24 protein-coding genes are annotated in these 24,670 nt (G+C 31.0%); 11 read left to right on the forward strand and 13 right to left on the reverse strand.

Annotated elements, in window-relative coordinates; translation table 11 throughout:
- Positions 1-16: 16 nt before the first annotated feature.
- The 6 genes from ACEWL1_RS00400 to ACEWL1_RS00425 all read right to left on the reverse strand — a co-directional run bounded on the left by ACEWL1_RS00400 (position 17) and on the right by ACEWL1_RS00425 (position 5,451).
- Entirely contained in the window at positions 17-934 is a 918-nt protein-coding gene (locus ACEWL1_RS00400) for a geranylgeranylglycerol-phosphate geranylgeranyltransferase (RefSeq protein WP_409231311.1), read from the reverse strand.
- Positions 935-953: 19 nt separating this feature from the next.
- Positions 954-1,880 (reverse strand): mevalonate kinase family protein, encoded by a 927-nt coding sequence (locus ACEWL1_RS00405; protein WP_409231312.1) that lies wholly within the window; start codon positions 1,878-1,880, stop codon positions 954-956.
- A 64-nt stretch (positions 1,881-1,944) separates the two neighbouring features.
- Positions 1,945-2,517: a toxin-antitoxin system YwqK family antitoxin gene (locus tag ACEWL1_RS00410; protein ID WP_409231313.1), complete on the reverse strand. Its 573-nt coding sequence runs from the start codon at positions 2,515-2,517 to the stop codon at positions 1,945-1,947.
- 25 nt (positions 2,518-2,542) lie between these two features.
- Positions 2,543-3,637, reverse strand: coding sequence for a diphosphomevalonate/mevalonate 3,5-bisphosphate decarboxylase family protein (locus ACEWL1_RS00415; protein WP_409231314.1), 1,095 nt, complete (start codon positions 3,635-3,637; stop codon positions 2,543-2,545).
- Positions 3,638-3,674: 37 nt separating this feature from the next.
- The gene (locus ACEWL1_RS00420; protein WP_409231315.1) at positions 3,675-4,388 is read right to left on the reverse strand and encodes a LytR/AlgR family response regulator transcription factor; all 714 of its coding nucleotides are present in this window, start codon (positions 4,386-4,388) and stop codon (positions 3,675-3,677) included.
- Positions 4,381-5,451, reverse strand: coding sequence for a sensor histidine kinase (locus tag ACEWL1_RS00425; RefSeq protein ID WP_409231316.1), 1,071 nt, complete (start codon positions 5,449-5,451; stop codon positions 4,381-4,383). Before ACEWL1_RS00425 ends, ACEWL1_RS00420 begins: the two co-directional genes overlap by 8 nt.
- Positions 5,452-5,658: 207 nt before the next feature.
- Here ACEWL1_RS00425 and ACEWL1_RS00430 point away from each other — a divergent pair, with 207 nt between their 5' ends.
- The 5 genes from ACEWL1_RS00430 (at position 5,659) to ACEWL1_RS00450 (ending at position 8,023) form a co-directional block, all read left to right on the forward strand.
- Positions 5,659-6,006 carry a hypothetical protein gene (locus tag ACEWL1_RS00430; protein WP_409231317.1) on the forward strand — a complete coding sequence of 116 codons (348 nt, stop codon included), beginning with the start codon at positions 5,659-5,661 and terminating at the stop codon, positions 6,004-6,006.
- A 65-nt stretch (positions 6,007-6,071) separates the two neighbouring features.
- Entirely contained in the window at positions 6,072-6,305 is a 234-nt protein-coding gene (locus ACEWL1_RS00435; RefSeq protein WP_409231318.1) for a hypothetical protein, read from the forward strand.
- A gap of 13 nt (positions 6,306-6,318) precedes the next feature.
- On the forward strand, positions 6,319-7,110 hold the full coding sequence (locus ACEWL1_RS00440; protein WP_409231319.1) for a TlpA disulfide reductase family protein: 792 nt from the start codon (positions 6,319-6,321) through the stop codon (positions 7,108-7,110).
- A gap of 19 nt (positions 7,111-7,129) precedes the next feature.
- A complete protein-coding gene (locus ACEWL1_RS00445; RefSeq protein ID WP_409231320.1) occupies positions 7,130-7,414 on the forward strand; it encodes a hypothetical protein in 285 nt (94 codons plus the stop codon).
- A gap of 198 nt (positions 7,415-7,612) precedes the next feature.
- Positions 7,613-8,023, forward strand: coding sequence for a VOC family protein (locus ACEWL1_RS00450; protein WP_409231321.1), 411 nt, complete (start codon positions 7,613-7,615; stop codon positions 8,021-8,023).
- Positions 8,024-8,175: 152 nt separating this feature from the next.
- On the opposite strand, the gene ACEWL1_RS00455 is transcribed toward ACEWL1_RS00450, so the two are convergent.
- The 3 genes from ACEWL1_RS00455 to ACEWL1_RS00465 all read right to left on the reverse strand — a co-directional run bounded on the left by ACEWL1_RS00455 (position 8,176) and on the right by ACEWL1_RS00465 (position 11,869).
- Positions 8,176-9,387 (reverse strand): BaiN/RdsA family NAD(P)/FAD-dependent oxidoreductase, encoded by a 1,212-nt coding sequence (locus tag ACEWL1_RS00455; protein ID WP_409231322.1) that lies wholly within the window; start codon positions 9,385-9,387, stop codon positions 8,176-8,178.
- 155 nt (positions 9,388-9,542) lie between these two features.
- Positions 9,543-10,517: a GYDIA family GHMP kinase gene (locus ACEWL1_RS00460; protein ID WP_409231323.1), complete on the reverse strand. Its 975-nt coding sequence runs from the start codon at positions 10,515-10,517 to the stop codon at positions 9,543-9,545.
- A gap of 80 nt (positions 10,518-10,597) precedes the next feature.
- Positions 10,598-11,869: a hydroxymethylglutaryl-CoA reductase, degradative gene (locus ACEWL1_RS00465; protein ID WP_409231324.1), complete on the reverse strand. Its 1,272-nt coding sequence runs from the start codon at positions 11,867-11,869 to the stop codon at positions 10,598-10,600.
- Positions 11,870-12,055: 186 nt separating this feature from the next.
- Between ACEWL1_RS00465 and ACEWL1_RS00470 the strand changes: the two genes are divergently transcribed.
- From ACEWL1_RS00470 to ACEWL1_RS00480, 3 genes are all read left to right on the forward strand, one after another.
- Positions 12,056-13,594: a peptide MFS transporter gene (locus ACEWL1_RS00470; RefSeq protein ID WP_409231325.1), complete on the forward strand. Its 1,539-nt coding sequence runs from the start codon at positions 12,056-12,058 to the stop codon at positions 13,592-13,594.
- Between the two features lie 65 nt (positions 13,595-13,659).
- Entirely contained in the window at positions 13,660-15,210 is a 1,551-nt protein-coding gene (locus ACEWL1_RS00475; RefSeq protein ID WP_409231326.1) for a peptide MFS transporter, read from the forward strand.
- A gap of 74 nt (positions 15,211-15,284) precedes the next feature.
- Positions 15,285-15,806: a thioredoxin family protein gene (locus ACEWL1_RS00480; protein ID WP_409231327.1), complete on the forward strand. Its 522-nt coding sequence runs from the start codon at positions 15,285-15,287 to the stop codon at positions 15,804-15,806.
- A gap of 92 nt (positions 15,807-15,898) precedes the next feature.
- Here the strand turns inward: ACEWL1_RS00480 and ACEWL1_RS00485 are convergent, their stop codons facing one another.
- From ACEWL1_RS00485 to surE, 4 genes are read right to left on the reverse strand one after another with little or no spacing between them, the layout of a single operon-like run.
- A complete protein-coding gene (locus ACEWL1_RS00485) occupies positions 15,899-17,926 on the reverse strand; it encodes a ComEC/Rec2 family competence protein (RefSeq protein ID WP_409231328.1) in 2,028 nt (675 codons plus the stop codon).
- Between the two features lie 30 nt (positions 17,927-17,956).
- Positions 17,957-19,066: a lipid-A-disaccharide synthase gene (lpxB, locus tag ACEWL1_RS00490; RefSeq protein ID WP_409231329.1), complete on the reverse strand. Its 1,110-nt coding sequence runs from the start codon at positions 19,064-19,066 to the stop codon at positions 17,957-17,959.
- Between the two features lie 21 nt (positions 19,067-19,087).
- Entirely contained in the window at positions 19,088-19,375 is a 288-nt protein-coding gene (locus ACEWL1_RS00495; RefSeq protein WP_409231330.1) for a hypothetical protein, read from the reverse strand.
- On the reverse strand, positions 19,363-20,133 hold the full coding sequence (gene surE / locus ACEWL1_RS00500; RefSeq protein ID WP_409231331.1) for a 5'/3'-nucleotidase SurE: 771 nt from the start codon (positions 20,131-20,133) through the stop codon (positions 19,363-19,365). The genes ACEWL1_RS00495 and surE overlap by 13 nt, the downstream gene beginning before the upstream one ends.
- A 220-nt stretch (positions 20,134-20,353) precedes the next feature.
- On the opposite strand from surE, the gene ACEWL1_RS00505 reads away from it, so the two are divergent.
- The 3 genes from ACEWL1_RS00505 to ACEWL1_RS00515 all read left to right on the forward strand — a co-directional run bounded on the left by ACEWL1_RS00505 (position 20,354) and on the right by ACEWL1_RS00515 (position 24,668).
- Complete coding sequence (locus ACEWL1_RS00505; RefSeq protein WP_409231332.1) at positions 20,354-22,474, forward strand: carboxy terminal-processing peptidase; 2,121 nt, start codon at positions 20,354-20,356, stop codon at positions 22,472-22,474.
- Between the two features lie 12 nt (positions 22,475-22,486).
- Positions 22,487-22,930, forward strand: coding sequence for an acyl-CoA thioesterase (locus ACEWL1_RS00510; RefSeq protein WP_409231333.1), 444 nt, complete (start codon positions 22,487-22,489; stop codon positions 22,928-22,930).
- A gap of 112 nt (positions 22,931-23,042) precedes the next feature.
- Complete coding sequence (locus tag ACEWL1_RS00515) at positions 23,043-24,668, forward strand: M14 family metallopeptidase (protein WP_409231334.1); 1,626 nt, start codon at positions 23,043-23,045, stop codon at positions 24,666-24,668.
- Positions 24,669-24,670: the final 2 nt, after the last annotated feature.

Here is a 24,670-nt window from a genome sequence, read left to right on the forward strand (position 1 = left end):
CTGTTAAATATTTGATTTAATTCAGTTTATCAATTACTCTTTCTATTACCAGAGAAGGATCAATAAAGAGCAAACTAATAATACCCAAAAGCAGCATTATCTTAAGAATATTATGGAGCATAACATAGTGTTTTTTTAGATTGGCTTTCCATAAAAAATACCCAATAAGAATCAAAATTACTAAAGAAAAAAGAAAATAGTATTTCATATATCCAACGCCAGAATAACTAAGTAAAATTGCTGTTGGTAAAAATGTAAAAACAATAAAAACAATTCCTAATTTCCTAGTGTTACGCTCACCATACTTTACAGGAAAAGTGGTATAATTATTTGCCACATCTCCTCTTAAACTACTTAAATCTTTTATCAACTGTCTTAACAACAAAACAAAGAACAAGAAAGTTGCGTGTACAAATATTATTTTTGAGAAATTTTTATAATACACAAAAATGACAAAAAACGGCAAGATTGTTAAAACTGCAGCAGAAATCAACCCAATAAAAGGGTGTTTTTTAAGTTTATGAGAATACAACCAAATAGCAAAAATATAGACGGCAAAAAACAATGCTGCTCTCCAAGAAATAAAAAACCCAAAAACAAAACCTAAAAAGTTAAGTAAAAAATATATTTGAAGTTTTACTTTCTGACTAACGACGTTATCTAAACTTGTTTTAATTGGTTTGTTTATAATATCTGCCTTTACATCGTAAAAATTATTGATAATATATCCAGATGAAACAACACATACTGACGCCAAAACAATTAATAACAATTGATAATCTAACAAGACAAAATGCAGCGATTTTTTAGGAGAGAATATAAATATTGCTGCTAAATATTGGGCTAGCACTAACACTAAAAGGTTATATCCTCTAATTACAGAAAGTAAACTTAATAGTTTGTAAAAGAAGGATGTTGATCTAGAAGTGCTCACTTTTTGAGTAGTTGTTTTTCTAAAATCTGTAGACCAATTCTAATTTATAATCTTGTAGTTTTTCTTTTGCCTTTTCAAAGTCTTCGGTAAACCCTAGGATATAACCTCCGCCTCCAGAACCACACAATTTTAAATAATAATCATTTGTAGCTATTCCTTGTTCCCAAACCTTGTGAAAAGCAACAGGTATCATTGGTTTAAAGTTCGTTAATACAACATTAGATAGCTTTTTAACATTGCCAAATAACGACTTTACATTTCCGTGTAAAAAATCATCAATACAAGCATCTGTATGTAAAACGAATTCTTCGTTTAACATTTTTCTAAAACCTTCGTTTTTCATCTTATTCATAAAGATGTTAACCATAGGTTCCGTTTCACCAATAATTTCTGAATCTAATAAAAACACAGCACCTTTTCCTTCTTTTTGAGATGGAATTCCAGCTGGCTCAATATTGGTTTTAGAATTGATTAAAATTGGCAAACTCAAATAACTATTTAATGGATCTAATCCAGAACTTTTACCGTGAAAAAAGGATTCCATTATACTAAACGTTTCTTTTAACACCAACAGTTTGTCTCTTGTTAGATTTTCTAAAACGGTTATTTTATTATTTGCATATTTATCGTAAATAGAAGCTACTAAGGCACCAGAGCTTCCAACTCCATATCCTTGTGGAATTGAAGAATCAAAATACATTCCGCTCTCTAAATCTGCATTAAATTCATCTAATCTAAAAGACAGCTTATCATCTTTTAATGCTGATAAGTAGTTATAAAACCTTCGTAAATTACTATTAGATTTTAATGCATCTTTAGAAAGATTTTTTGAAGATTTTAATGCGCCTCTATATGTATTATAAGGAATTGCAAGACCTTTTGAATCTTTAATAATACCATATTCTCCAAAAAGTAAAATTTTAGCGTAAAATAAGGGTCCTTTCATTTATTTCTTTTCTTTTAACAATTGCAAAAATACTACTTATTATTTTAACCTACAGTAGTTTAAACTATTTCTTGTTTAGGTTTTTATAAAACACTTTCCAAGTTCCGGCTTTTTCTCCATTCACATAATTCCCTTTTTCTTTTATTTTTCCATTTTTATAAAAGGTTTTCCAACTTCCTTCTCTTAAATTATTTTCAAAATTTCCTTTAGAAAAAAGCTCTCCAGTTTCGTAGTACTCGTAATATTTTCCTTCTTTTTTGTCGTTTAAATATGTTGTTGTTGTTTTTAATTTTCCTGAGTCAAAATATACTTTTCTGATTCCGTCTATTTTACCCTCTTTAAAATTTATTTCTTGAAACAAAATTCCTTTTACAGAATAATATTTCACCAATCCGTGAAACTTTTCGTTATTAGGATCATCATTTAAACTAAACCCCTCCATTTGTTTAGTTCCGTCCATGTAATAATCTACAATCCAAAATCCATTTTTCTGAACTTTAGGTTTAGGTCTGTAATAAGTCGCTTTTTCTTTTGTTGTTGAGTTCCAATTTGCATCAAACCACATTGCTTCTTGAGCTGAAACTGTTGTGGTTAAAAACCCAACAATTAACACAAATAGTAAGGTTGAAGTTTTCATAAGTAACGTTTTTAGTGTCTGTAATTTACAACTTTTTTGCTCCAATTCCTACAGTATCAAAAATATATTGTTTTTTTTGACAATAATTTGATAAAGTTTTTTCAATAAAATGATTCACTTTTTCTTTCTCATTTTCTGGATACAACACATGCACATTTGCTCCGGCATCTAGGGTAAAACAGATTTTACTTTTAGTTTTTTCTCTAAATTCCCAAATTTTATTGATGATTTCCAACGTATTTGGTTTCATCAAAATAAAATACGGGTTGCTCGTTAACATCATTGCGTGCAATGTTAATGCTTCACTTTCTACGATGTTTATAAATGCATCAACATCTCCGTTTTGCAATATTTCAGAAATCTTTGCAAGGTTTTCATTTGCTTGCAAAAAGCGTTGTTTTGCATACGGATGTTTGTGCATTAAATTATGACCAACCGTACTAGAAACTTGTTTTTCTCCTTTATCAACCAATAAAATGGCATCTTGATAATTTTCAAAAACCGAATGCACTTTATACGGAAATTGTACACCAAATAAATCTGAACTTCCTTTAATTTCCGGGTGATTTCCCCAAACAACTAACGGACCTTCTATACTTCTACTTGCGCTTCCAGAACCCAATCGTGCTAAAAAAGATGCTTTTTGATTGATAAATGCTGATGATAATTTTGGATTTAATTCTTTTTCTAAATTTAACAAACACATTGCAATTGCCGACAATCCGCTTGCAGAAGATGCAATTCCACTAGAATGTGGAAAAGAATTTTCTGAATTGATAATCATATTGTATTCAAAAACATATGGGCAGTATGCTTTTATTCTATCAAAAAACTGTGCAATTTTCGGCTTAAAAGCTTCCTTTTTTTCTCCTTCAAAAAACAATTCAAAATTAATTTGAGACCTTTCGACTGCGCTCAAGGTGACACGTTTTACAAAATTGATAGTAGTTATTGTATGACAATTATGTAATGTAAAACTAATGGATGCGTTTTTTGGAATTTGCGGATCGCTTTTTCCCCAATATTTTATCAATGCGATATTGCTTGGAGTTTGCCACGTATATGTTGCTTTTTCTATCGAAAAGTTGAGTACTGAAGGTATGAATTGTGCTGTGTTCAAATCAAAAATAATTTGCTGTAAATATACCTTTTTATTGTTACATATTTTCTAGTTTTTTTAAGACAACATCTTTGTATTTTCTACTAATCGGAATTGCTTTTTGAGCAATTTCTAGAAATTCATTGGTATAAGAATCAATACCTTTTAGTGATACAATATAGGACCTGTGCACTCTTAAAAATTGTTGCGATGGCAACTTCGCTTCAACATTTGTGATGGTTTCTCTTGTAATTATTGTACTATTTTGAGTGCAAATTTTTATATAATCGCTTAAACTTTCTATATATAAAATTTCAACAAAATTAACTTTCACCATTTTTCGTTCTGAACGCACAAAAAAGAAATCAGCAGTTACATTCTTATTTTCTTTTGGCGATTCTTCCGCAACAGAAATCGTATCAAAAAAAGTATTTACGGCTTCTAAAAATCGATCAAAAGCAATTGGTTTTAATAAATAGTCTACTGCTTTTAAATTGAATCCTTCAACAGCATAATCTCTGTACGCTGTGGTAAAAATAACTTTCGATTCTTTACCTATCATTTTTGCTAAAGACAAACCAGAAACTTCTGGCATGTTGATGTCTAAAAATAATAAATCAATTTTTTGTTCATTAATAACATCAAAAGCTTCCAACGCATTTTTACAACTTTTTATCAATTCTAAATTCGATATTTTTTCTACATAAGAAACCAATATTTCTCTTGCCATTGGCTCGTCGTCAACAATAATACATTTGATTTTTTTAGACATCCTTTTTTGTTTTTAAACCATCAATGGTAATTTGCAATTGTACTTTAAATTGATTTTTAGAATGTTCAACAATTAAATTATGCGCATTCGGATATAACATTTCTACTCTTTTTTGAATGTTCTCTAAACCAATTCCATTGCCTTGTTTATCATTGCTTTCTGAAGTATTTACAATCTCAAAAATCAGAATATTATGATCAATTTTTAAATCAATATTGATGGATAATTTTTCATCAATAATTTTACCGTGTTTAAAACTATTTTCTAAAAATGGAATGAACAACATGGGCGCAATTTGAATATCAGAAGTAAGTTCAGATTTATTAAAAGTAACAATTAAGGTGTCGTGGAATCGCATTTCTTCTAAAGAAATATAATCTTCTAAATGATGAATTTCATCAACAAGACTAACTGTTGGTTTATCAACCTGATATAAAATATAATCTAGTAAATTAGACAATTTTAAAATCATTTCTGGCGCTTCATTTTTCTTTTTTAAAGCAAAACCATAAATAGTATTTAAAGAATTGAATAAAAAATGTGGATGGATCTGCATTTTTAAAAACTTTAATTCTTGCTCTTTAAGTTGCAATTGCGCCTGCAAGATTTTATTCTCTAAGGATTTATTTTTCTCCAATGATTTGTAATTGTGTGACAAGATTTTAATTCCGCATACCAAAACAACAATCAACAGCACACAAACCAAAATAACAGAAGAACTTTTGGTTAACGCTGGCATATTTTGAAATTCTAAATTAAAATAGAATATAAAACCAAAAGCCATGGTCATAAACACTCCACACGTAATAAAAACACCTGTATAAATACTGTACAACGCAAATGCTTTATACTTTTTTTTTAGCAAATAATTAGGCAATAAATTATACACAAAAACATAGGAAGCGATAATTGAAATAATACTTAATAAAATTGAAAACCAAAAGATAAACTGTGCATTTGAAGAACCAACACTAAAAAATGTTCGAAAGAAAAACCACACCAAAAACCAAAAACTTAAATGTAAAATGGATTGTTTTAAAAAATGTAGTAAAGTTGTGTTCATGAATGTAAAGGAAGTTAAAAAAGTCTTTTTATACTATAAATATAGACGATTTTCAGCTTCTGAGATGCCAAATGCAGGTTTTGTGTTGTTTTTGCAAAAAAGGAACTAATTAGGTTAAAAGGAACAAAATATCTTAATTTCATCGTTTTTAATTATTTAAAGTGATGAATTAAAATAATTTAGTTCTGAATTTAAAAACTAATACTTATGACACATTTACTTTCTGATGGCGGACCAACATTTATGTATCCGTTATTACTTTTATTAATTATCACTATCGTTTTAATTGTTAGAGGAATTAAAAACAACACAGAAAAAAACTTAAATCTTTTAAAATCTATTGGCCTTTTTGCGTTGGTTTTTGGATTTTTAGGCTTTACAATTGGATTAATAGAAGCGCTTGACAGAATTACAGTTATTAATGGAGATATTGCTCCGCAAGTTTTAGCTGGAGGATTTAAACTAGGAATTCTTCCTCCAACTTTCGGAATGTTTACTTTTTTAGTTGGTCGTGCAGGAATAACAGTTCTTATTGGCTTAAAAAAAGAAGAATAACTCTAAATTTTAGTTCGTTGATAAAATACCTTTTTCATTCATTTGAAAAAGGTATTTTTGTAGTTATGAATAGAAAACTAAAATTGATTTGGGATTTTAAAGGCGAAGACGGATTAAATACCGCAAAACATCATTGCATTCATTTAAAAGAATTTGCCGCTACAGAAAAACTGCATTATTACGAAATCAACCACGAACAAATCAACGAATTTCATTCAACTGCTTTTGTAACTGTTGATGAAATTGATATGAAAAAATACAGAGACGCTCTACTTCCGCACCGAGGAGAACTGGCATAAATTATAAAAAAACATGAAAAACATATTTAAAAAAGGAATTCTTTTAACGTTGCTCTTTATTTTTTCAGCAAACATCTTGGTTGCCCAAAAGAAGAAATCTTTTCAACAAATTTTTATTGTAAATGATGAAATTGTTTCAAGAGAAAAAATAAACGATTATATGAAATCTGGTTTCATAAAAGGAATGAAAAATGGCATTTCTGATGATGAATACATCCGTTTAAAAAAGAAACTCGGAGATGCGTTGGGCGAAAAAGAATTTATTGCTGTCATCGAAATTTTTTCTAAATCAGAAATGAGAAAGAAAAAAAAGGTTAAAAAATCCGAAGAAACCTATGCGAAAAAGTTTACCAAAGAATATATTTTAAATGTAAATGATACAGCAAAAGACTTTACTGTAGAAATGGTAAACGGAGAACAAATTCAGTTATCCGATTTAAAAGGAAAGGTTGTTTTGCTTAATTTTTGGGCAACTTGGTGCGCGCCGTGTATCAGAGAATTTTACGAAATGCCGTCTAAAATTTTAGAAAAATATAAAAACGAAGATTTTGTTTTTATTCCGATTGCAATCGGAGAAGACAACGCATTGGTTTCAAAAAAAATGACCTACTTAAAAGGAAAAGAAATTGTTTTTAATGCAGGATTTGATCCTGAGAAAAAAATATGGAACAAATATGCAAAAGGCGCCATTCCTAAAAATTTTATTATTGATAAGAAAGGAATTATCCGTTTTATCTCAACAGGAAACAACGGAACAAATGTTGATAATTTAGCCAAAGAAATAAAAAAATTACTAATAGAATAATCACTTAAAACCTAAAATTATGTTTTTAATAAATGCATTGGCAAAACCAACAAAAAAATCTGAGCAATACGATGAAGTTATCGGTGCGTATGTAAGTTTATACATCGATTATAAAGATATTGAAGGTGCGTACAAATTGGCAAAATACTATATCAAAAGCGAAGGTTGGAAAGTAACAGAAATCGAAGAAGAATATTATACGCTAGATACTGTAGACGATGTTGATGAAGACCAAGCTGAATTGTACGAAGAAGCGTTGGAATATGGCTACTCAATTATTTTTAATTGTTTTGAGGAAGAATAAAATTTCATTCTTAGAAGCACAACTTTCTAATTATCCTAATAAAACAATGAAGAAACCACGTCTTAATACAACTTGATTCTAAACATTTTTTTCGTTAACTTCGCTAACTGCTGATATAAATCATTAAAACGGATTCATATCAAAATGCATTACCTGCAAGCTGAAAAAAATGAACGAAAAAAATAACATAAAGAAACTATGAGTGCTTTTCATTACGCTTTTAAAGTAAAAGACATTGAATCTACCCGAAAATTTTATGTGGATATTTTGGGTTGTAAAGAAGGAAGGTCGACTGAATCTTGGATTGACTTTAATTTTTTTGACAATCAACTATCTGCACACGTGAGTGATAGAATTCCTGAATTGGATTACTGTGGGAAAGTAGACGGAATCAGCGTCCCAATTCCTCACTTCGGATGTTTACTTGAGAAAAGTGAATTTATAAAGATTCAAAAGAAATTGGAATCCGAAAACATTGAATTTGTGGTTAAACCTCAAACGAGATACACGGGAAAAGTTGGTGAGCAAATGACAATGTTCGTTTTTGATTTTAGTGGAAATCCATTGGAATTCAAATCATTCTCTGACGATAAAGAAGTATTTTCTTAATAAAAAAAGCCAGCAGGTAACAATGGCTATAAGTAATTGCTTGTTCTCGCCTACTTTGGAAATTCCTGCGGAATTTCCAACTTGGTGTGTACTTGTAAAGTTAAGTGCTAACCCACGCAACTAAGCATAGCCGAGACCGTTAGCGAAACTTCTTAATCCTCAGCAATCGCTTTTGCAACAATAAAACCACCAGTCCAAGCATTCTGAAAATTAAAACCACCAGTTACGGCATCAATATTTAAAATTTCACCTACAAAAAATAAGTTGTTGTGTTTTCTGCTTTCAAAACGTTTAAAATTAATTTCTTTTAAATCAATTCCGCCAGCAGTAACAAACTCTTCCTTAAACGTACTTTTCCCGTTGGCATTAAACACTCCTTTGGTTAATTGATTGGCTAATTTTTCTATGTGAGAATTACTTAAATCTGCCCATTTAAAAGTTTCTGTAATATCAGAAGCAGCAACAAAACGTTCCCACAATCTTCTTGGAATTTCTGCAAACGGAGATTTTAAAAATACTTGTTTTTTTGGTTGTTTCTTTTTTAAATTCAACAACACATTCACAATTTTATCGGTTGGTCTCGATAACCAATTTACTTCCACATTGTATTGATAGCCTTTTTCTGCTAAAATTCGCGCTCCAAAAGCAGACAATTTTAATACTGCTGGACCGCTCATTCCCCAATGTGTAATTAATAAAGGACCTGAGGATTCTAATTTCGTTCCAACGATATTCACCGTTGCATTCGGAACAGAAATTCCTAATAAATCAATGATTCTTTTGTCTTTAATATTGAACGTAAACAAAGACGGAACTGGCTGAATGATGGAGTGATCTAAAGTGGTTACCAATTCCCAAATTTTATTACTACTTCCTGCAGCAATTACTAATTTATCCGCAGTAAACGTTTCGTTTTTCGTGTTGATTTTCCATTGATTATTTTCTTTTTCTACAGAATTTACTCCGTGATTTTTCAACACTTTAATTCCAAGTTTATCAACAGCATTCTGAAAACAATCAATGATTGCTTGCGAAGTATTTGCTTCTGGAAATACACGATTATCTTCTTCAATCTTTAACGGAACGCCATGATCATCAAACCACTCAAAAGTATCGCCAGTCATAAATGTATGAAAAGGTCCGAGCAATTCTTTTTCTCCTCTTGGATAAAACTTTACCAATTCTTTTGGCTCAAAACACGCGTGCGTAACATTGCAACGCCCGCCTCCAGAAATTTTTACTTTCTGTAAAACGTCATTTCCTTTTTCAAGAATTGTAATGTCTAAATTTGGGTTTTGCTCTTTAGCGTTAATTGCTGTAAAAAAGCCTGCGGCCCCTCCACCAATAATGATTATTTTGTTCATTTTTTATTGTTTGTCAGTTCGAGAGATTTTCTGTCATATCGAGCGGAGTCGAGATAAAAGAAAATTGTTTCGAGTACTTAACTTTAAATCATCTCGATATAAATTTATTTCAACTTCGCTCAGTTACCAATAAATTTACTCGATATGACATTCATTTATAAAACCATTTCTGAATATGGAAGAATTGTTTCAAATCCTTTTTGTTTAAAATAGTTTGGTGTGTCTTCGTTTCCAGTAGCCAATACAAAATCTCCGCCCCAAGCTCCCAAGCTTTTTACTGCGCCAAAATAATCAGAAAATAATTCCTTTTTTACTGGGTTTAATTTGATGATGGAAGAAATAATGTTTTCATGTTCTTCTAGTATTTTTTCTAAATCTGTTGTTGAAGTTGCTTTTACAAACTCGTTTGACAGATTAGAAATCTCAGTAATTTCTTGCTGAATATGTTGATTATTTTTTCTGTATTGCGCAATTCCATCTCTACTGTTTTGCTTTTTATTTAAGTGTACAAAAAACAGTTCGTTTTTAAAAGATGGATTGAAATCAACTTGTTTTACAATGGGATGTTGTCTTCGACTAAGTTTATCTTGAGCGAAGTCGAAAGGTTCAGACACCTTTTCTAATTGATAAAATATTGGTAGATCATTTTGCGCACAAGCAATGTCATAACCACTTCCTGAAAAAGCATTCCACAATAATTTATACCCATCAACATTTGCCCAATTTGCAATATTATTGATTAATGTTGATGAACTTCCCAATCCCCAATTTTGAGGAAACGTTAGCTTTGTTTTTACGATGAATCCTTTATCGGTTTGCAAAAAATCTGGATTTAGTTTTCTTGCTTCGCTTAAAATTTTGTGTAACGTTTCTGCAATCAACTCCGTATCCCCTTCTTTCTCAGAATTGAATGTTGCGTTTTTAAGTCGTAGTTTCGGCAGATCAAAAATTGCTTCAAACCAACATTCCCCCGTATTTGTAAAACTTCCCCAAATCAATTCTGGTTCTTCAATTTGTTCTACAACTAAATCTTGTCCAAATTTTGTAGGCACAGCCAACGATATTACTCCGTCAAGAACAACATATTCTCCTGTTAATAATAACTTTCCGTTTGAATAAAATCGAGTCAATTGTTAGTTTTTTTTGTCAGATCGAGCGCAGTCGAGACCTAAATAAAAACCTCTCGACTGCGCTCGAGGGGACATTCCGTTTACCTTCTCAAAGCATTAAATTGCTCAACAACTGCACTATGCGTAACTGTTTTATCTTTAAAAAAGGCAACAACTATTTCTTTTTCTTCATTTGTTGCATTCAATTGATTTAAAATATTCATCAAATGCATTTTCATATGCCCTTCTTGAATTCCGCTTGTTGTCAATGCTTTTAATGCTGCAAAATTTTGCGCCAATCCTGCTGTTGCAATAATTTGCATCAACTCTCTTGCTGATGGTTTTTGCAACATATCCAACGATAATTTTGCCATTGGATGCAAGGCTGTTAATCCGCCAACGGTTCCTAAAGCCAACGGAATTTCTATCCAAAATCTAAAAATATTATTTTCAATTTCGCAGTGCGTTAAACTTTTATAATTTCCAGATTTTGCAGCATACGCATGAGCGCCGGCTTCAACAGCTCTAAAATCATTTCCGGTTGCCAACACAACAGCGTCAATTCCGTTCATAATTCCTTTATTATGTGTCACTGCTCTATATGGCTCTATTTCTGCAATCTGAACAGCTTGTTTAAATTTTTGAGCAAATTGCTGTGGATTTTCTCCGCCCAATTCATCAATCTTACAAGAAACTTCTGCTCTTACTAAACATTGCGGAACGTAGTTTGATAAAATACTCATTACAATTTCGATATCGTCTTTTCTAAAAGCTTTTGCAATGGCTTCTAAACACGAATTGATAAAGTTAGCGCCCATCGAATCTTTGGTTTCAAACGTTGCGTGTAATTGATAATAATTTTTAAGCTTGTCTGTTTTATCTACCAATTCAATATCTAAAATTCCGCCACCACGTTTTTCCATATTCTTTGTGATGGAAGCAGTCGCTTTGTATAAATTTTCTTTTTGTTGATGGAAATACGATGCTAAATCGGCTTTATCTCCTTCGTACATAAAATGTACTTGACCAATTTTTGTAGTAGCAATTACTTCCGCTTTAAATCCGCCACGTTTACTCCAAAATTTTGCCACTTTAGAAGCAGCTGCAACTACAGAACTTTCTTCAACAACCATCGGAATTACATAATGATTTCCGTTAATTACAAAGTTTGGTGCAACACCATAAGGCAAATAAAAATTAGACACTGTATTTTCGATAAAATCGTCGTGTAATTGTTGCAGTTTTTCATCTGCATTCCAATATTGTTGTAACGTTTTTATAATTTCTGGTTGTGAGCTAAAATAATTTTTAGACAACCAATTTATCTTCTCTTGCTTGGTAAGCTTTGAAAATCCTGAAATAATTTTGGACATTGAATCATTCTTTTTAAGAATTACAAAGATAAATGAATGGAATGAAATTCACCTTAATAATCAATATTTCTGATTTTTTTGAGCGGTTTTTTGCCGATTTTTCCGTAAACTTGGCAAGATTTTATACAACTTAACTTCTGTAAAAGAAGGAAAACTAAAACTATTAATAATATTACAAAGATAATTATGGCAGATTCAGTAGTAAACCAAGCAGAAGAACCTCAAATGTTCGGACATCCAAAGGGATTATTTTATTTATTTTTTGCAGAATTATGGGAACGATTTAGTTTCTATGGAATGAGAGCATTGTTAATGCTTTACATGGTACAAGAAATTTTTAAAGCACTCTCAGAGAGAGATGTTGCTGCTGCAGCTGTGTATGCTTCTTATGGTTCTTTAGTGTATGCTTCAACAGTCATAGGCGGAAGAATATCTGATAAAATATTAGGAATGCGTTCTTCAATATTTTTAGGTGGAGTTTTAATGTCGTTAGGTCATTTTGTGCTAGCTATTGAAAATGATATTGCATTCTTTTTAGCATTGGCATTTATTATTGTAGGTAACGGCTTCTTTAAACCTAATATTTCTACGTTTGTTGGTTCGTTATATGCAGACGGAGACAGAAGAAAAGATTCTGGTTTTACTATTTTTTATATGGGAATTAATATCGGTGGCTTTGTTGCTCCGTTATTATGTGGTTGGTTAGCTGCTTCCTACGGATGGCACTATGGTTTTGGGTTGGCCGGAATTGGAATGTTAACAGGATTGATTTTCTTCTGGAAAGGGATTAAAGATAATGTATTTGGGGATAGAGGATTACCCCCAAACAAAGAAGTATACGAAAAGAAAACTTTAGGAATTCCACAAAAAACATTTGTACCGATTGTAGCATTTTTATGTGCACCAGCTATTGCATACATTTTAGCTTCATATAAAGCAATTGCAGGTGGAGAATCTTTTTTAGGAGATGAAACAATTGTTGGATTGATCTTTAAACTAATCGGTGTTGGTGTTTTAATCTTTATGATTGTAACCATCATCAATTCTAACCCTGACGAACGTAAAAAATTAGTAATGGCCATATTAATTACATTTTTTATGACATTATTTTGGGGTTTCCATGAGTTGTCTGGATCTGTAATTACATTATTTGCTGACAGAAATGTTGCTTTAGATGGCATTATGAATGCGAGTCAAACAAATGCTTTGAACTCAATGTTTATTATCATCTTAGCCATTCCGATTTCGTTATTATGGGCCTATTTATCAAAAAGAAATTTAAACCCAAGAACACCTTATAAATTTGGATTAGGATTGGTATTAGCTGGAGCGAGTTTTTATATCTTATCTTTAAGTGGTGGAAGTGCAGATGAAAACGGAATGGTACCGTTTGCATACTTATTTATCATGTATTTTATAATTTCTATTGGAGAGTTATTTATGTCTCCTGTCGGACTTTCAAAAATTACTGACTTATCTCCAAAAAGAATTGTAGCCTTTATGATGGGAATTTGGTTCTTATCTTCTGCTTATGCTTTTCAAATAGTTGGTTTTATTTCTAAACAATTAGCTATTGAAAGTACAGATGTAAATGTTGGCGGACTAGAAACTTTAGAAGTGTATACAAATGGGTTTGGGTTAATTGCAACTTATTCTATTGGAGCTGGATTAGTTGTCTTAATTCTTTCTCCATTAATGAAAAAGTTAATGGGTAACGTACACTAAAAAAACAACTTTAAAGCCTCATAATTAAACCTATGAGGTTTTTTCAGTTTTAACACAATCTTCTTATGAATGCTACAGCAAAAACCAATGAATTTAGTTTATTAGGTCACAAACCTGCTTTATTTGTTTTATTCTTTACAGAAATGTGGGAACGCTTTTCGTATTACGGAATGCGTGCCATTTTTGTTTTGTTTTTAACTGCTTCATTTACTGATGGTGGTTGGGAATGGACACGAGAAAGAGCATTAGGTTTATTAGGAATTTATACAAGTTCTGTTTATTTAACACCAATTATTGGAGGCTGGATAGCTGATAAGTTTACCGGTTATCAAAAAGCTGTTGCTTTAGGAGCTTTATTAATGACGCTAGGTCATGCTTCTTTAGCTTTCGAAACTGAATTTATGTTCTATGTTGGTGTTGGTTTATTGATTGCAGGAAATGGATTATTTAAACCAAACGTAACCTCTGTAGTGAGTGGTTTGTATGATCAATATCCAGACAGAAAAGATGGCGCATTTACCATTTTTTACATGGGTGTTAATTCTGGTGGTTTTTTAGGCGTTTTACTATGTGGATTCTTAGCCAGTAATTTAAGTTATGCTTGGGGATTTGGATTGGCTGGAATCTTTATGCTTTTAGGAACCATGCAATTTTGGTTCGGGAGAAGTATTTTTGGAAACGTTGGTGCAGAACCAACTAAAAAAGTTGACATCTCTGATGCAATTGAAAACATAGAAGCTATTGAAGAAGAAAAAGTTCCAGCAAATGTGCAAAGAGACAGATATATTGTAGTGGGAATCTTAGCGTTTTTTGTTGTTTTCTTTTGGGCTGCCTTTGAACAAGCCAGCGGATCTATGAATATTTTTGCACGAGACTACACACAACGAGGATTAGAAGGAAACTCTGCTTTAATTTTTAAAATTGTTGACACCATAATTACCATTGTTCCACTTGGAATCATTTCATGGGTTTTATTAAAACTATTTGCTCAAACTTTTAAGAGTATTTCTTTATCAAATATTATTCTAGGAATTAGCTTTTTAAGTATTTGGGGAATTGCCATTTGGAAACTAACAGTTATTTTACCAGGTGATAAAGCAGAAATAGAAGCATCTTGGTTTTTAATTTTAAACTCCTTATTTATTATTGGTTTAGCGCCGCTTTTCTCAAAATGGTGGGAAAGCAAATACAATCCTTCTGCCGCAATGAAATTTGGAATCGGAATGATTCTTTTAGGAATCGGTTTTGGAGTTTTAGCCTATGGCTCTAGTACAATTCCGCAAGGAGCAAAAACTGCTTCTGTAAGTTTAATTTGGTTAGTCTTAGCGTATTTATTGCATACAATGGGCGAATTGTGTTTATCGCCAGTTGGCTTATCTTATGTTTCAAAATTAGTGCCTCCAAAAAAGATTGGATTGATGTTTGGCGTTTGGTATTTAGCAATTGCTGCTGGTAATAAAATTGCAGCCATGGTTGGTGGACAAATTGATGCGATTGTTGAACAATATTCAATGAGTTATTTCTTTTTAATATTTACGATTATTCCTGCTGCTGCTGGTTTTATTTTAATATTAATCAATCCATTAATGAAAAAATTAATGCACGGAATTCGTTAAATTCTAATTGCATTATTTTCAAGAAATGTTAAATAATAATGTAAAGTTGTCAATTACATATCGACAAAAAGCACATGAAAAAAATAATTTCTTTCCTTCTTATCACTTTTGCGTTACAGACAACTGCTCAAGAGAAAGTAAATTGGCTTTCTTTTGAAAAAGCAATAGAAATCAATAAAACAAACCCAAAACCTTTATTGATTGCTATTTATGCAGATTGGTGTGGCTGGTGTAAAAAGATGGATAAAGAAACGTACACAAACCCAGTAATTGCAAAGTATGTAAACGACAATTATCATGCAATAAGATTAAATGGCGAAGGCAAAGACCCAATAACTTATAAAGATTATACATTTAAATTTAATCAGCAAGGGAAAATAAAATACCACGAATTAAGTGCTGCTCTTTTAAACGGAAAATTAAGTTACCCAACGACTGTAATTTTAAACAAAGAAGAACAATTATTAGACAGAATTCCTGGGTATTTAACACCAAGAAAAATGGAAATGGTGTTGGCTTATTTCATTAAAAAAGACAGAAAAGAAAAGAGTTGGGGAGATTTTGTAAAAAACTTTAAAAGTACCATTGTAGAGTAAATTACATAACTTTAGTTTCTATATTTGTTCTCGACTCTGCCTGCCTGCCGAAGGCGAGGCTCGAACTGATATTTCGGAAATTACTTATCCAGTTACTTAAAAATAATTGCGCCTTTTTCTGCAATATAATAAAACGGAATTCCTTTTTGATCACAAATAAATTTCCAGTTTACAATCTGACTTTTATAATTTGAAGCATCGGCAATAATTTGTTTTGGTTGAATGTTTTCAATCAATCTTTCTAAATTAATTTTAGGCGATTGGATGAGTAAAATTATTGGATTTAGTTTATTTCCAAACTGATAAACACCCAAACTATCTACTAAAATAATTATATCCTTTTTAAATTGATAAGAGCTAGAAAGTTTGTTTTTAAACTGAATTTCTTTTGCTTTTCTGCCAACTTTATAATCTCTAATTAAACCTAAGTTTTTTATACTTACTGAATCTAAATCATGGTAAATCTTTAAATTTCCATTATTATTTTCAGTAATAATAGTTTGTCGGCTTTTATTAAAAATTACAAATTCGTGTCTAGTTTCTGTTTGTTGTTTTTCATAAAAAATGCTTCCTTGAAAAAGGATGATCATTAATAAAAGTGCCACAACTGACTTATAGGTTTTTCTTTCAAAATAGCTAAAACCGAAAATCAAACATCCATAAGACATCATCAAGAATAAAAAAGAGAACGAAATATCTTTTATCAAAAACGATTCTTGAATAGAAATCCAACTTACAAATTGGTTCATCAACGAAATAATAAAAAGGTATAAATCTGCCAAAAAACTTGGTAAGACTTGAAACAATGACAATGCAATCACTAAAATGCCGAGCATTAAAATGATTCCAATAAAAGGAATGATCACCAAATTAGAAAGCATAAACAATCCTGGAAATTGATGAAAATAAAATAAACTCACAGGTAAAACTCCTAATTGTGCAGCAACAGAAACTGTAAATAATTGCCAAAATTTATCTGTCAAAAACCATTTTGGCTTCCATAATTGATATAGTTTTGGCTGAATGGTTACAATGCTAAAAACCGCCAAATAACTTAATTGAAAACCAACATCAAACAAAAACATCGGTTTGCTAAGCAACAACACAAACATCGAAGCAATTAATGTATGTTGCACGAGTGTTTTTCTCTTAAATGTCATTCCGATTGCAATTGCTGTAAACATGGTTACTGCTCTAACAACCGATGCAGATAAACCCGCAATAACTGCAAAAAACCAAAGCAATAAAACGATTAAAACTGTTTTTATGATTTTTCCGTTTTTAAGTTGTTCTAATGGTTTTAAAAGGAACGTTAGAATTAATAAAATAATTCCGACATGCAAACCAGAAACTGCTAAAATATGAATGGCACCAGCATTTGTATACTCTTCTAGTAAATCTTTAGAAATATCTTTTCGCTGCCCTAAAATCAACGCTTTTATCACCGCGAGTTCTTCTCCTTGAAATCCGTTTTTTACTAATTCCTTTTCAACTTTAGCTCGGATGTTTTCAGCAATTTTATAAATTGAATTTTCGTTAGATTCTTTTACCAAAAAAGCAGTATTTCTTAGAAAAGATTGATGGTTAACACCTTGTTTTACGAGATACGTTTTATAATTAAATTGAAATGGATTTAATGGTTTTTGAACCTCATTGAGTTCTGATTTAAACAAAAAAACGGAACCAATTTTAGCAGATGTTTGTAAACTATCTCTTTGAACATTTAGCAAAATTGTTCCTACTGTTTTTTGATTGCCAACTTTACTAATTGAACCCAAGTACTTGTCATAATACAAATTACTTTTTAGTACTTTTTCTACTTTAAAAGTGATTAAAGAATCCGCAGAAAAATAATTTGCATAATAGTTTTCTTTATGAGAATCATTTTGAAAAAACACAGCAAGCATTCCTACAAAAACAAATAAAAACCAACTTGTAATTGTAAAAAAAAGTTGCTTTTTAAAATACTTGAAAAGAAAAATCAGTAGTAAAAAAAAGCCAGTAACAAGAATTGTTTGTGCAAAAGAATACTGCCATAATTTATAGTGAAATTGCAAAACAATTCCGAAAATTAAGCAAATAGTAAAATGAGTTGGTAAAAAACTTAGCAACTTTTTCATAGCATGCTAAAGTTACTAAAAAATAATATATTATTTTATTCCTTCAATAATTAATCTTGCAGACTCTTCTGAAGCTCCTTTTCCTCCAAGAATTTTTTCTAATTCGTAGTATGCTAAAAACAACTTTTCTCGATGCGTTTCATCTAGAATTTTAGTCAATTCTTTGCGTAGTGTTTTGGTGTTAAAATCGCTCTGAATTAACTCAGTTACCACTTCTTTATCCATAATTAAATTGACCAACGAAATAAATTTTAACGTGATAATTCGTTTGGCAATTGCAAACGTAATGGCACTTCCTTTATAACACACAACTTGCGGTACTTTAAACAAAGCCGTTTCTAAAGTTGCTGTTCCGGATGTTACCAAAGCTGCAAACGAAACGCTTAATAAATCGTAGGTTTTATTGTTGATAAACTGCACATTATCCGTTTTTATAAATTGCTGATAAAAAGAAAAATCTTGACTCGGAGCTCCTGCAATTACAAATTGATATTCTTTAAAATCATCAACCACAGAAAGCATTACCGATAACATTTTTATAATTTCTTGTTTTCTGCTTCCAGGTAATAATGCAATAATTTTTTTATCTCCTAAATTGTTTTCTTTTCTAAAAGCAATTTCACCAACTTGCTGTCTATCTGCAATTGCATCAATTAAAGGATGGCCAACAAAATTAACATCATAATTATGTTTTGCGTAAAACTCTTTTTCGAAAGGGAGAATTACATTCATCATGTCAATATCTCTCTTAATCTTTTCTACTCTGCTAGATCTTGATGCCCAAACTTGTGGAGAAATATAATAATTGGTTCTAAAACCTTTTTGTTTTGCCCATTTTGCAATTCGTAAATTAAACCCAGAATAATCTATAAAAACAACAACATCTGGTTGAAATGCTTCAATATCTTTTTTACAAAAAGCAATGTTTTTAAATATGGTAGGAATGTTTGCCAACACTTCTACAAAACCCATAAAAGCCAATTCTTTATAATGTTTTACTAGCGTTGCTCCGGCATTTTCCATCAAATCGCCACCCCAACATCTAACAATTGCATTTTCGTCTTGTTGAAACAATGCTTTTATCAAGTTAGAACCGTGCAAATCTCCTGATGCTTCTCCGGCAATAATGTAGTATTTCATTCCTTTTATTAAGAATTGTAGCTAAAATAGTTTGACTACAAAGGTAGTTAATGCAATTAAAATGGTAGTTAATAAAACGCCTCTTGCTCTATAATCTTGTTTCTTTTTGATGTAAACAAAAAACACAAACAAATTTGGAATTGCTGCTAAGGTTACTATTTTAGCAGCTAAATCTTGCTCTTTGATGACAATTAATGTTTCTTGAAAATCAACTTTTGAAAAAAATTCTATATAGATAAAAACTCCAGAAAATGTTGCAAATAGCGACACTAAAGCTCCAATTAGAATTTCTTTTCTTATAAATCCCATGTATTTAATTTTTGGATTGTGTGATGCGCAGTCATATCAAATTGCACAGGAACCACAGAAACATAACCGTTATTTAAGGCCCAAATATCTGTATCTTCTCCTTTGTCTTTACAAATAAACTCGCCAGACAACCAATAATATTCTTTTCCGTTTGGACTTGTTCTTTTGTCAAAATTTTCCTGCCAATTTCCGTTTGCTTGTCTACATATTTTAATTCCTTTGATGTCTTTTTCGGGCAAATTCGGAATGTTTACATTTAAAACCGTTGCTTCCGGAATCTTCTTCTTTAAAGCTTCTAACACAATTTGTTTTATGATGACTTTAGATGCTGTAAAATCTGCATGCCAATTAAAATCTAACAACGAAAAACCAATTGCCGGAACACCTTCAATTCCTGCCTCTACAGCAGCACTCATCGTTCCTGAATAAATGACATTTATAGATGAATTTGATCCATGATTAATTCCTGAAACACACAAATCTGGTTTTCTGTTTAAAATACTATTTACCGCCATCTTTACACAATCTGCCGGAGTTCCAGAACAACTGTATTCTATTTGCGGTCCATCATCAACAGTAATTGAATTACAATGCAATACATTATCAACCGTAATTGCGTGTCCCATTCCGCTTTGCGGGCTATCTGGCGCAACTACAAAAACGTCTCCAATTTCATTCATCACTTCTATTAAAGCGCGTATTCCTGGAGCAGTTATTCCATCATCATTTGTAACTAAAATTAAAGGCCTTTTTTTCATAATTCTATTTTATCACTAACAAATGTACCATATTTTTACTTTCTTTTATACGATACGGATTTAACATTTTATAAACAGATTTACGGCAGATATTTAAGTAACATTGTATCAATAAAATCACAAAAAAATACGAATTAAATTTGCACTACTTTTTTTGGTATAATTTTAGTAGTTTGCAATACTCTAAATTGCAAAAGAATTTAAAAAAATAATTAAGAACATGAAGAGAGCATTTAAATTTATCATTCCGTTTGTAGCATTTTTTATACTAGCATCGAGTTTTACAACAAATCCTGTAAAAAATGATCCAGAAAAAGACAAAGTATTAATTTCTGTCATCAATTACATGCTTACAAATGGGCATTATTTACCTAAGGATTTAGATGATGATTTTTCTGAACATGTTTTTAATGAGTTTATTGAAGGTTTAGATCCGTCTAAAAGATATTTTACACAAGAAGATCTTGAAGATTTTTCTAGATTTAAATACCTGATAGACAATCAACTTAAAAAAGCAGATTTGGCTTTTTATCATTTAGTTTATGATCGATTTACAGAAAAAATTAAAAGCGCAAAAAAATATTACGGAGAAATTTTAGCGCAACCTTTCAATTTTAATAAAAGAGAAACTATTGATATTGATTATGGTAAAATTCCTTTTCCAAAAAATGAAAATGAGTTGATAAATAATTGGAGAAAACAATTAAAATTAAACACGCTCAGCAGAATTCAAGAAAAACAAGACTTAGAAACAGAAAAAGCAAAAGATGATAAGAATTTTAAAAAATCATCTTTTAAAACATTAGAAATTGCTGCAAGAAAAGAAGTTTTAAAAAACATGGATGAGCTTTACATCCGTATTGAAGAATTAGAAAATGCTGATTGGTTTTCAACTTTTTTAAATAGCGTTATTAGCGGTTTCGATCCTCATTCTACATACATGGCGCCAAGCGTTAAAGAAAAATTTGACGTAGATATGTCTGGTAAAATTGAAGGAATTGGAGCAAGATTACAGAAAAAAGGAATTTACACGCACGTTTTTGAAGTTGTTTCTGGTGGCCCAGCTTGGAAACAAGGTGATTTAGAAGCTGGAGATATTATTTTAAAAGTAGCACAAGCCGATGAAGAACCTTTAGATATTGTTGGCATGCGTTTAGACGACGCCATTAAATTTATCAAAGGAAAAAAAGGTACAGAAGTTAGATTGACTGTAAAGAAAAAATTAGACAATTCTATTCGTGTAATTTCTATCATTAGAGATATTGTAAATTTAGATGAAACTTTTGTGAAATCTAGTGTTGTGCTAAAAGATGGAAAAAAATATGGCGTAATTAATTTACCGAAATTTTACATCGATTTTAGCGATAAAAACTTTAGAGATTCTGCAAAAGACATGGAAAAAGAAATTGCAAATCTTAAAAAAGAAAATGTAGAAGGATTGTTAATAGACTTAAGAAATAATGGCGGTGGGTCTTTAAAAACTGCGATTGAAATTGCAGGATTATTTATTAGCGAAGGACCTGTTGTGCAAATAAAATATAGAGGAGAAAATGCAAGAGTTCAGCACGACAAAGACCCTAAAATACAATGGAACGGCCCTTTGGTTGTTTTAGTAAATGAATTATCTGCTTCGGCATCAGAAATTTTTGCTGCTGCAATGCAAGATTACAACAGAGCAGTTATTATTGGAAGTAATCAAACTTACGGAAAAGGAACAGTTCAAAATATTTTACCAATCAATCAGTTTTATCCAGATTACAAAGAAGATTTAGGTTTTCTAAAAATGACCATTCAAAAATTCTACAGAGTTAATGGCGGTTCTACACAAAAAGAAGGCGTGTATTCTGATATTGCAATGCCAGACAGATATAGTTATATGAAATTTGGCGAAAGAGATTTAGATGGCGCTTTAGATTGGGATAAAGTTCCGAAAGCAACATATACTCCTGTAAATTCTTATGAGAACTTTAGTGATGTTGTCAATGAAAGCAAAGAGAGAATTATGCAAAATCCTAGTTTTACATTGATTAATGATTATGCAAAATGGTTGAAGAAAAGTCAGGATGACACCACCTATTCTTTAAACTTTAAACAATTTACAAAAGAAGCTAAAAAACATCAAGAACAAGGAGAAAAGTTTAAATCTGTATTTAAATTTCAATCAAATTTAAAATTTGAATCTCCTAAAAGTGAGCTTCCTTTAATCAAAAAAGAAATTATTGATGGTGATAAAAGAATAGCTTGGCATCAAAACTTAGCGAAAGACATTTACATTAATGAAGCTTTAAATGTTTTGAGTAGATTAAAAATGAGGAATTTGAATCAAGTCGTTAAAAACTAAGATTTACTTTTTATGGAATTCAAAGTAACATTTAAAACAAAATGGGCAGATTTTGACGCAAATAGACATATGCGACACACTGCATATAATGATTATGCTGCAGAAGTTAGAGTTCGGTATTTTAAAGAACATGGATTGTCTATAGATGATTTTGCTAGAGAGAAATTAGGTCCAATTCTATTTAAAGAAGAAACTAACTTTTATAAAGAAATCCACATAGGAGAAGACATTACAGTAAATCTTACATTAAAAGCTTTATCAACAAACATAGAACGTTGGAAGTTACAACATCAACTTTTTAATGAAAAAGGCAAGTTGGCAGCACAAGTAAATGTGTATGGCGCTTGGATAGATTTAGAAAAACGAAAATTGTCTGCTCCTTCCGAAAAATTCAAAAATTTATTTTCTAGTTTAGACAAGACTGAAGATTTTGAAGAAATTATTCTAAAAAAGTAAACGTTAAAAAAAACTTAATATTTAGAAGTTCATTGAACAACAAATAGGTTTGTATATAGAATTCTATATCTTTAAAGCTAATTCTTTATAATTAATTTAACCTACTATTATTATGTTCAACAAAAAACAGGCAATTACCCTTTTTTCTGGGTTGCTTTTTTGCTTTACTTCGTTGCAAATTTCGGCACAAACCGATTATAGCAATTATAGCAAATTCTCTCAACGACTTAAAACTTTACAAAGTCAAAATGCATCAAACAGTAAATTAGAAACACTAACAACAACAGTTGGTGGACATAAAATTTGGGCATTAACTTTATCTAAAGGAAACGCTAAAAATAAACCTGCAATAGCCATTGTTAGTGGTATTGATGGTTCTCATATTTTAGGTCCAGAAATGGCAATTCAAATTGCAGAAAATATTTTAAAAAATCATGCGGATGTATTAGAGAAAACTACATTTTATATTTTCCCTAATATGAGTCCGAATGCTACAGAAAATTATTTTTCTTCTTTAAAACATTACAAAAATGGAAACGCCAGAAGTACCGATGATGACAGAGATGGCGAATTTAACGAAGATCCATTTGAGGATTTAAACAAAGACGGGTTTATTACCATGATGCGTGTAGAAGACGTTACTGGGGATTACATCAAACTAAAAGAAGACGAAAGAATACTTGTGAAAGCTGATAAAAACAAAGGCGAAACAGGAACGTATAAAGTTTTCTCTGAAGGAATTGATAATGATAAGGACGGGAAATTTAATGAAGATGGTAAAGGCGGAATTGTATTCAACAAAAACTTCAGTTATAATTATCCATATTTTAAACCAGGAGCTGGAGAACATGCTGTTTCTGAAAAAGAAAACAGAGCTTTATTAGAGTTTTTATATGAGCAATGGAACATCTTTTCTATTATTACTTTAGGTCCAGAAAATAATCTTTCCAATCCATTAAAGTACAATGCGGCTGGTGCTAGAAAAAGAGTTGTAACAAGTGTTTTAAAAGACGATGCGGCTTTAAACAAATTCTTGTCAGGAAAATACAACAAAATCACCGGAACAAAAGACGCTCCTGTTTCTAACGGAAAAGGAGGAGATTTCTTTCAATGGACGTATTTTCATTTTGGTAAATTAGCGTTAGCAACTCCAGGTTGGTGGGTTCCAAAAGTAAAAGATTCTGCGAAAAAATCTGCAAAAAACAAGTATGTAAACTATTTAAATTGGGCAAAACAAGAAAACATCAGCAATGCTTTTGTTGATTGGAAGCCAATAAATCATCCAGATTTTCCAAATAAGAAAGTAGAAGTTGGAGGAATTCCTCCTTACAAAATGATCAATCCACCATTTAAAATGGTTGCAGACATCAGTAAAAAACATACAGATTTTATTATCGAACTTGCAAAAATGCAACCAAATATTACACTTCAAAATGTAACTTCTGAGGCTGTAGGAAATGGTATTACTAGAATTTCTGTAGATGTTCATAACAGTGGTTTATTGCCAACTCATACAGAAATGGGAAAAAAGTCTAGATGGTTGTTAAAAATAAAAGTAGCTGTTAAATTGGCTAAGAATCAAGAAATTATTAGTGGTAAAGAAATAACATTGGTAAATAGTATTGACGGAGATAGTAGTCAAAAATTTTCTTGGTTAATTAAAGGAAAAGGAAATGTAAGTATTGAAGCAGGAACTTCTCATACAGGTTCAGATTCAGCAACAATCAAATTAAAATAAAA

It is taken from the genome of Polaribacter gochangensis (genome assembly GCF_046224025.1).
Lineage (GTDB): Bacteria > Bacteroidota > Bacteroidia > Flavobacteriales > Flavobacteriaceae > Polaribacter > Polaribacter gochangensis.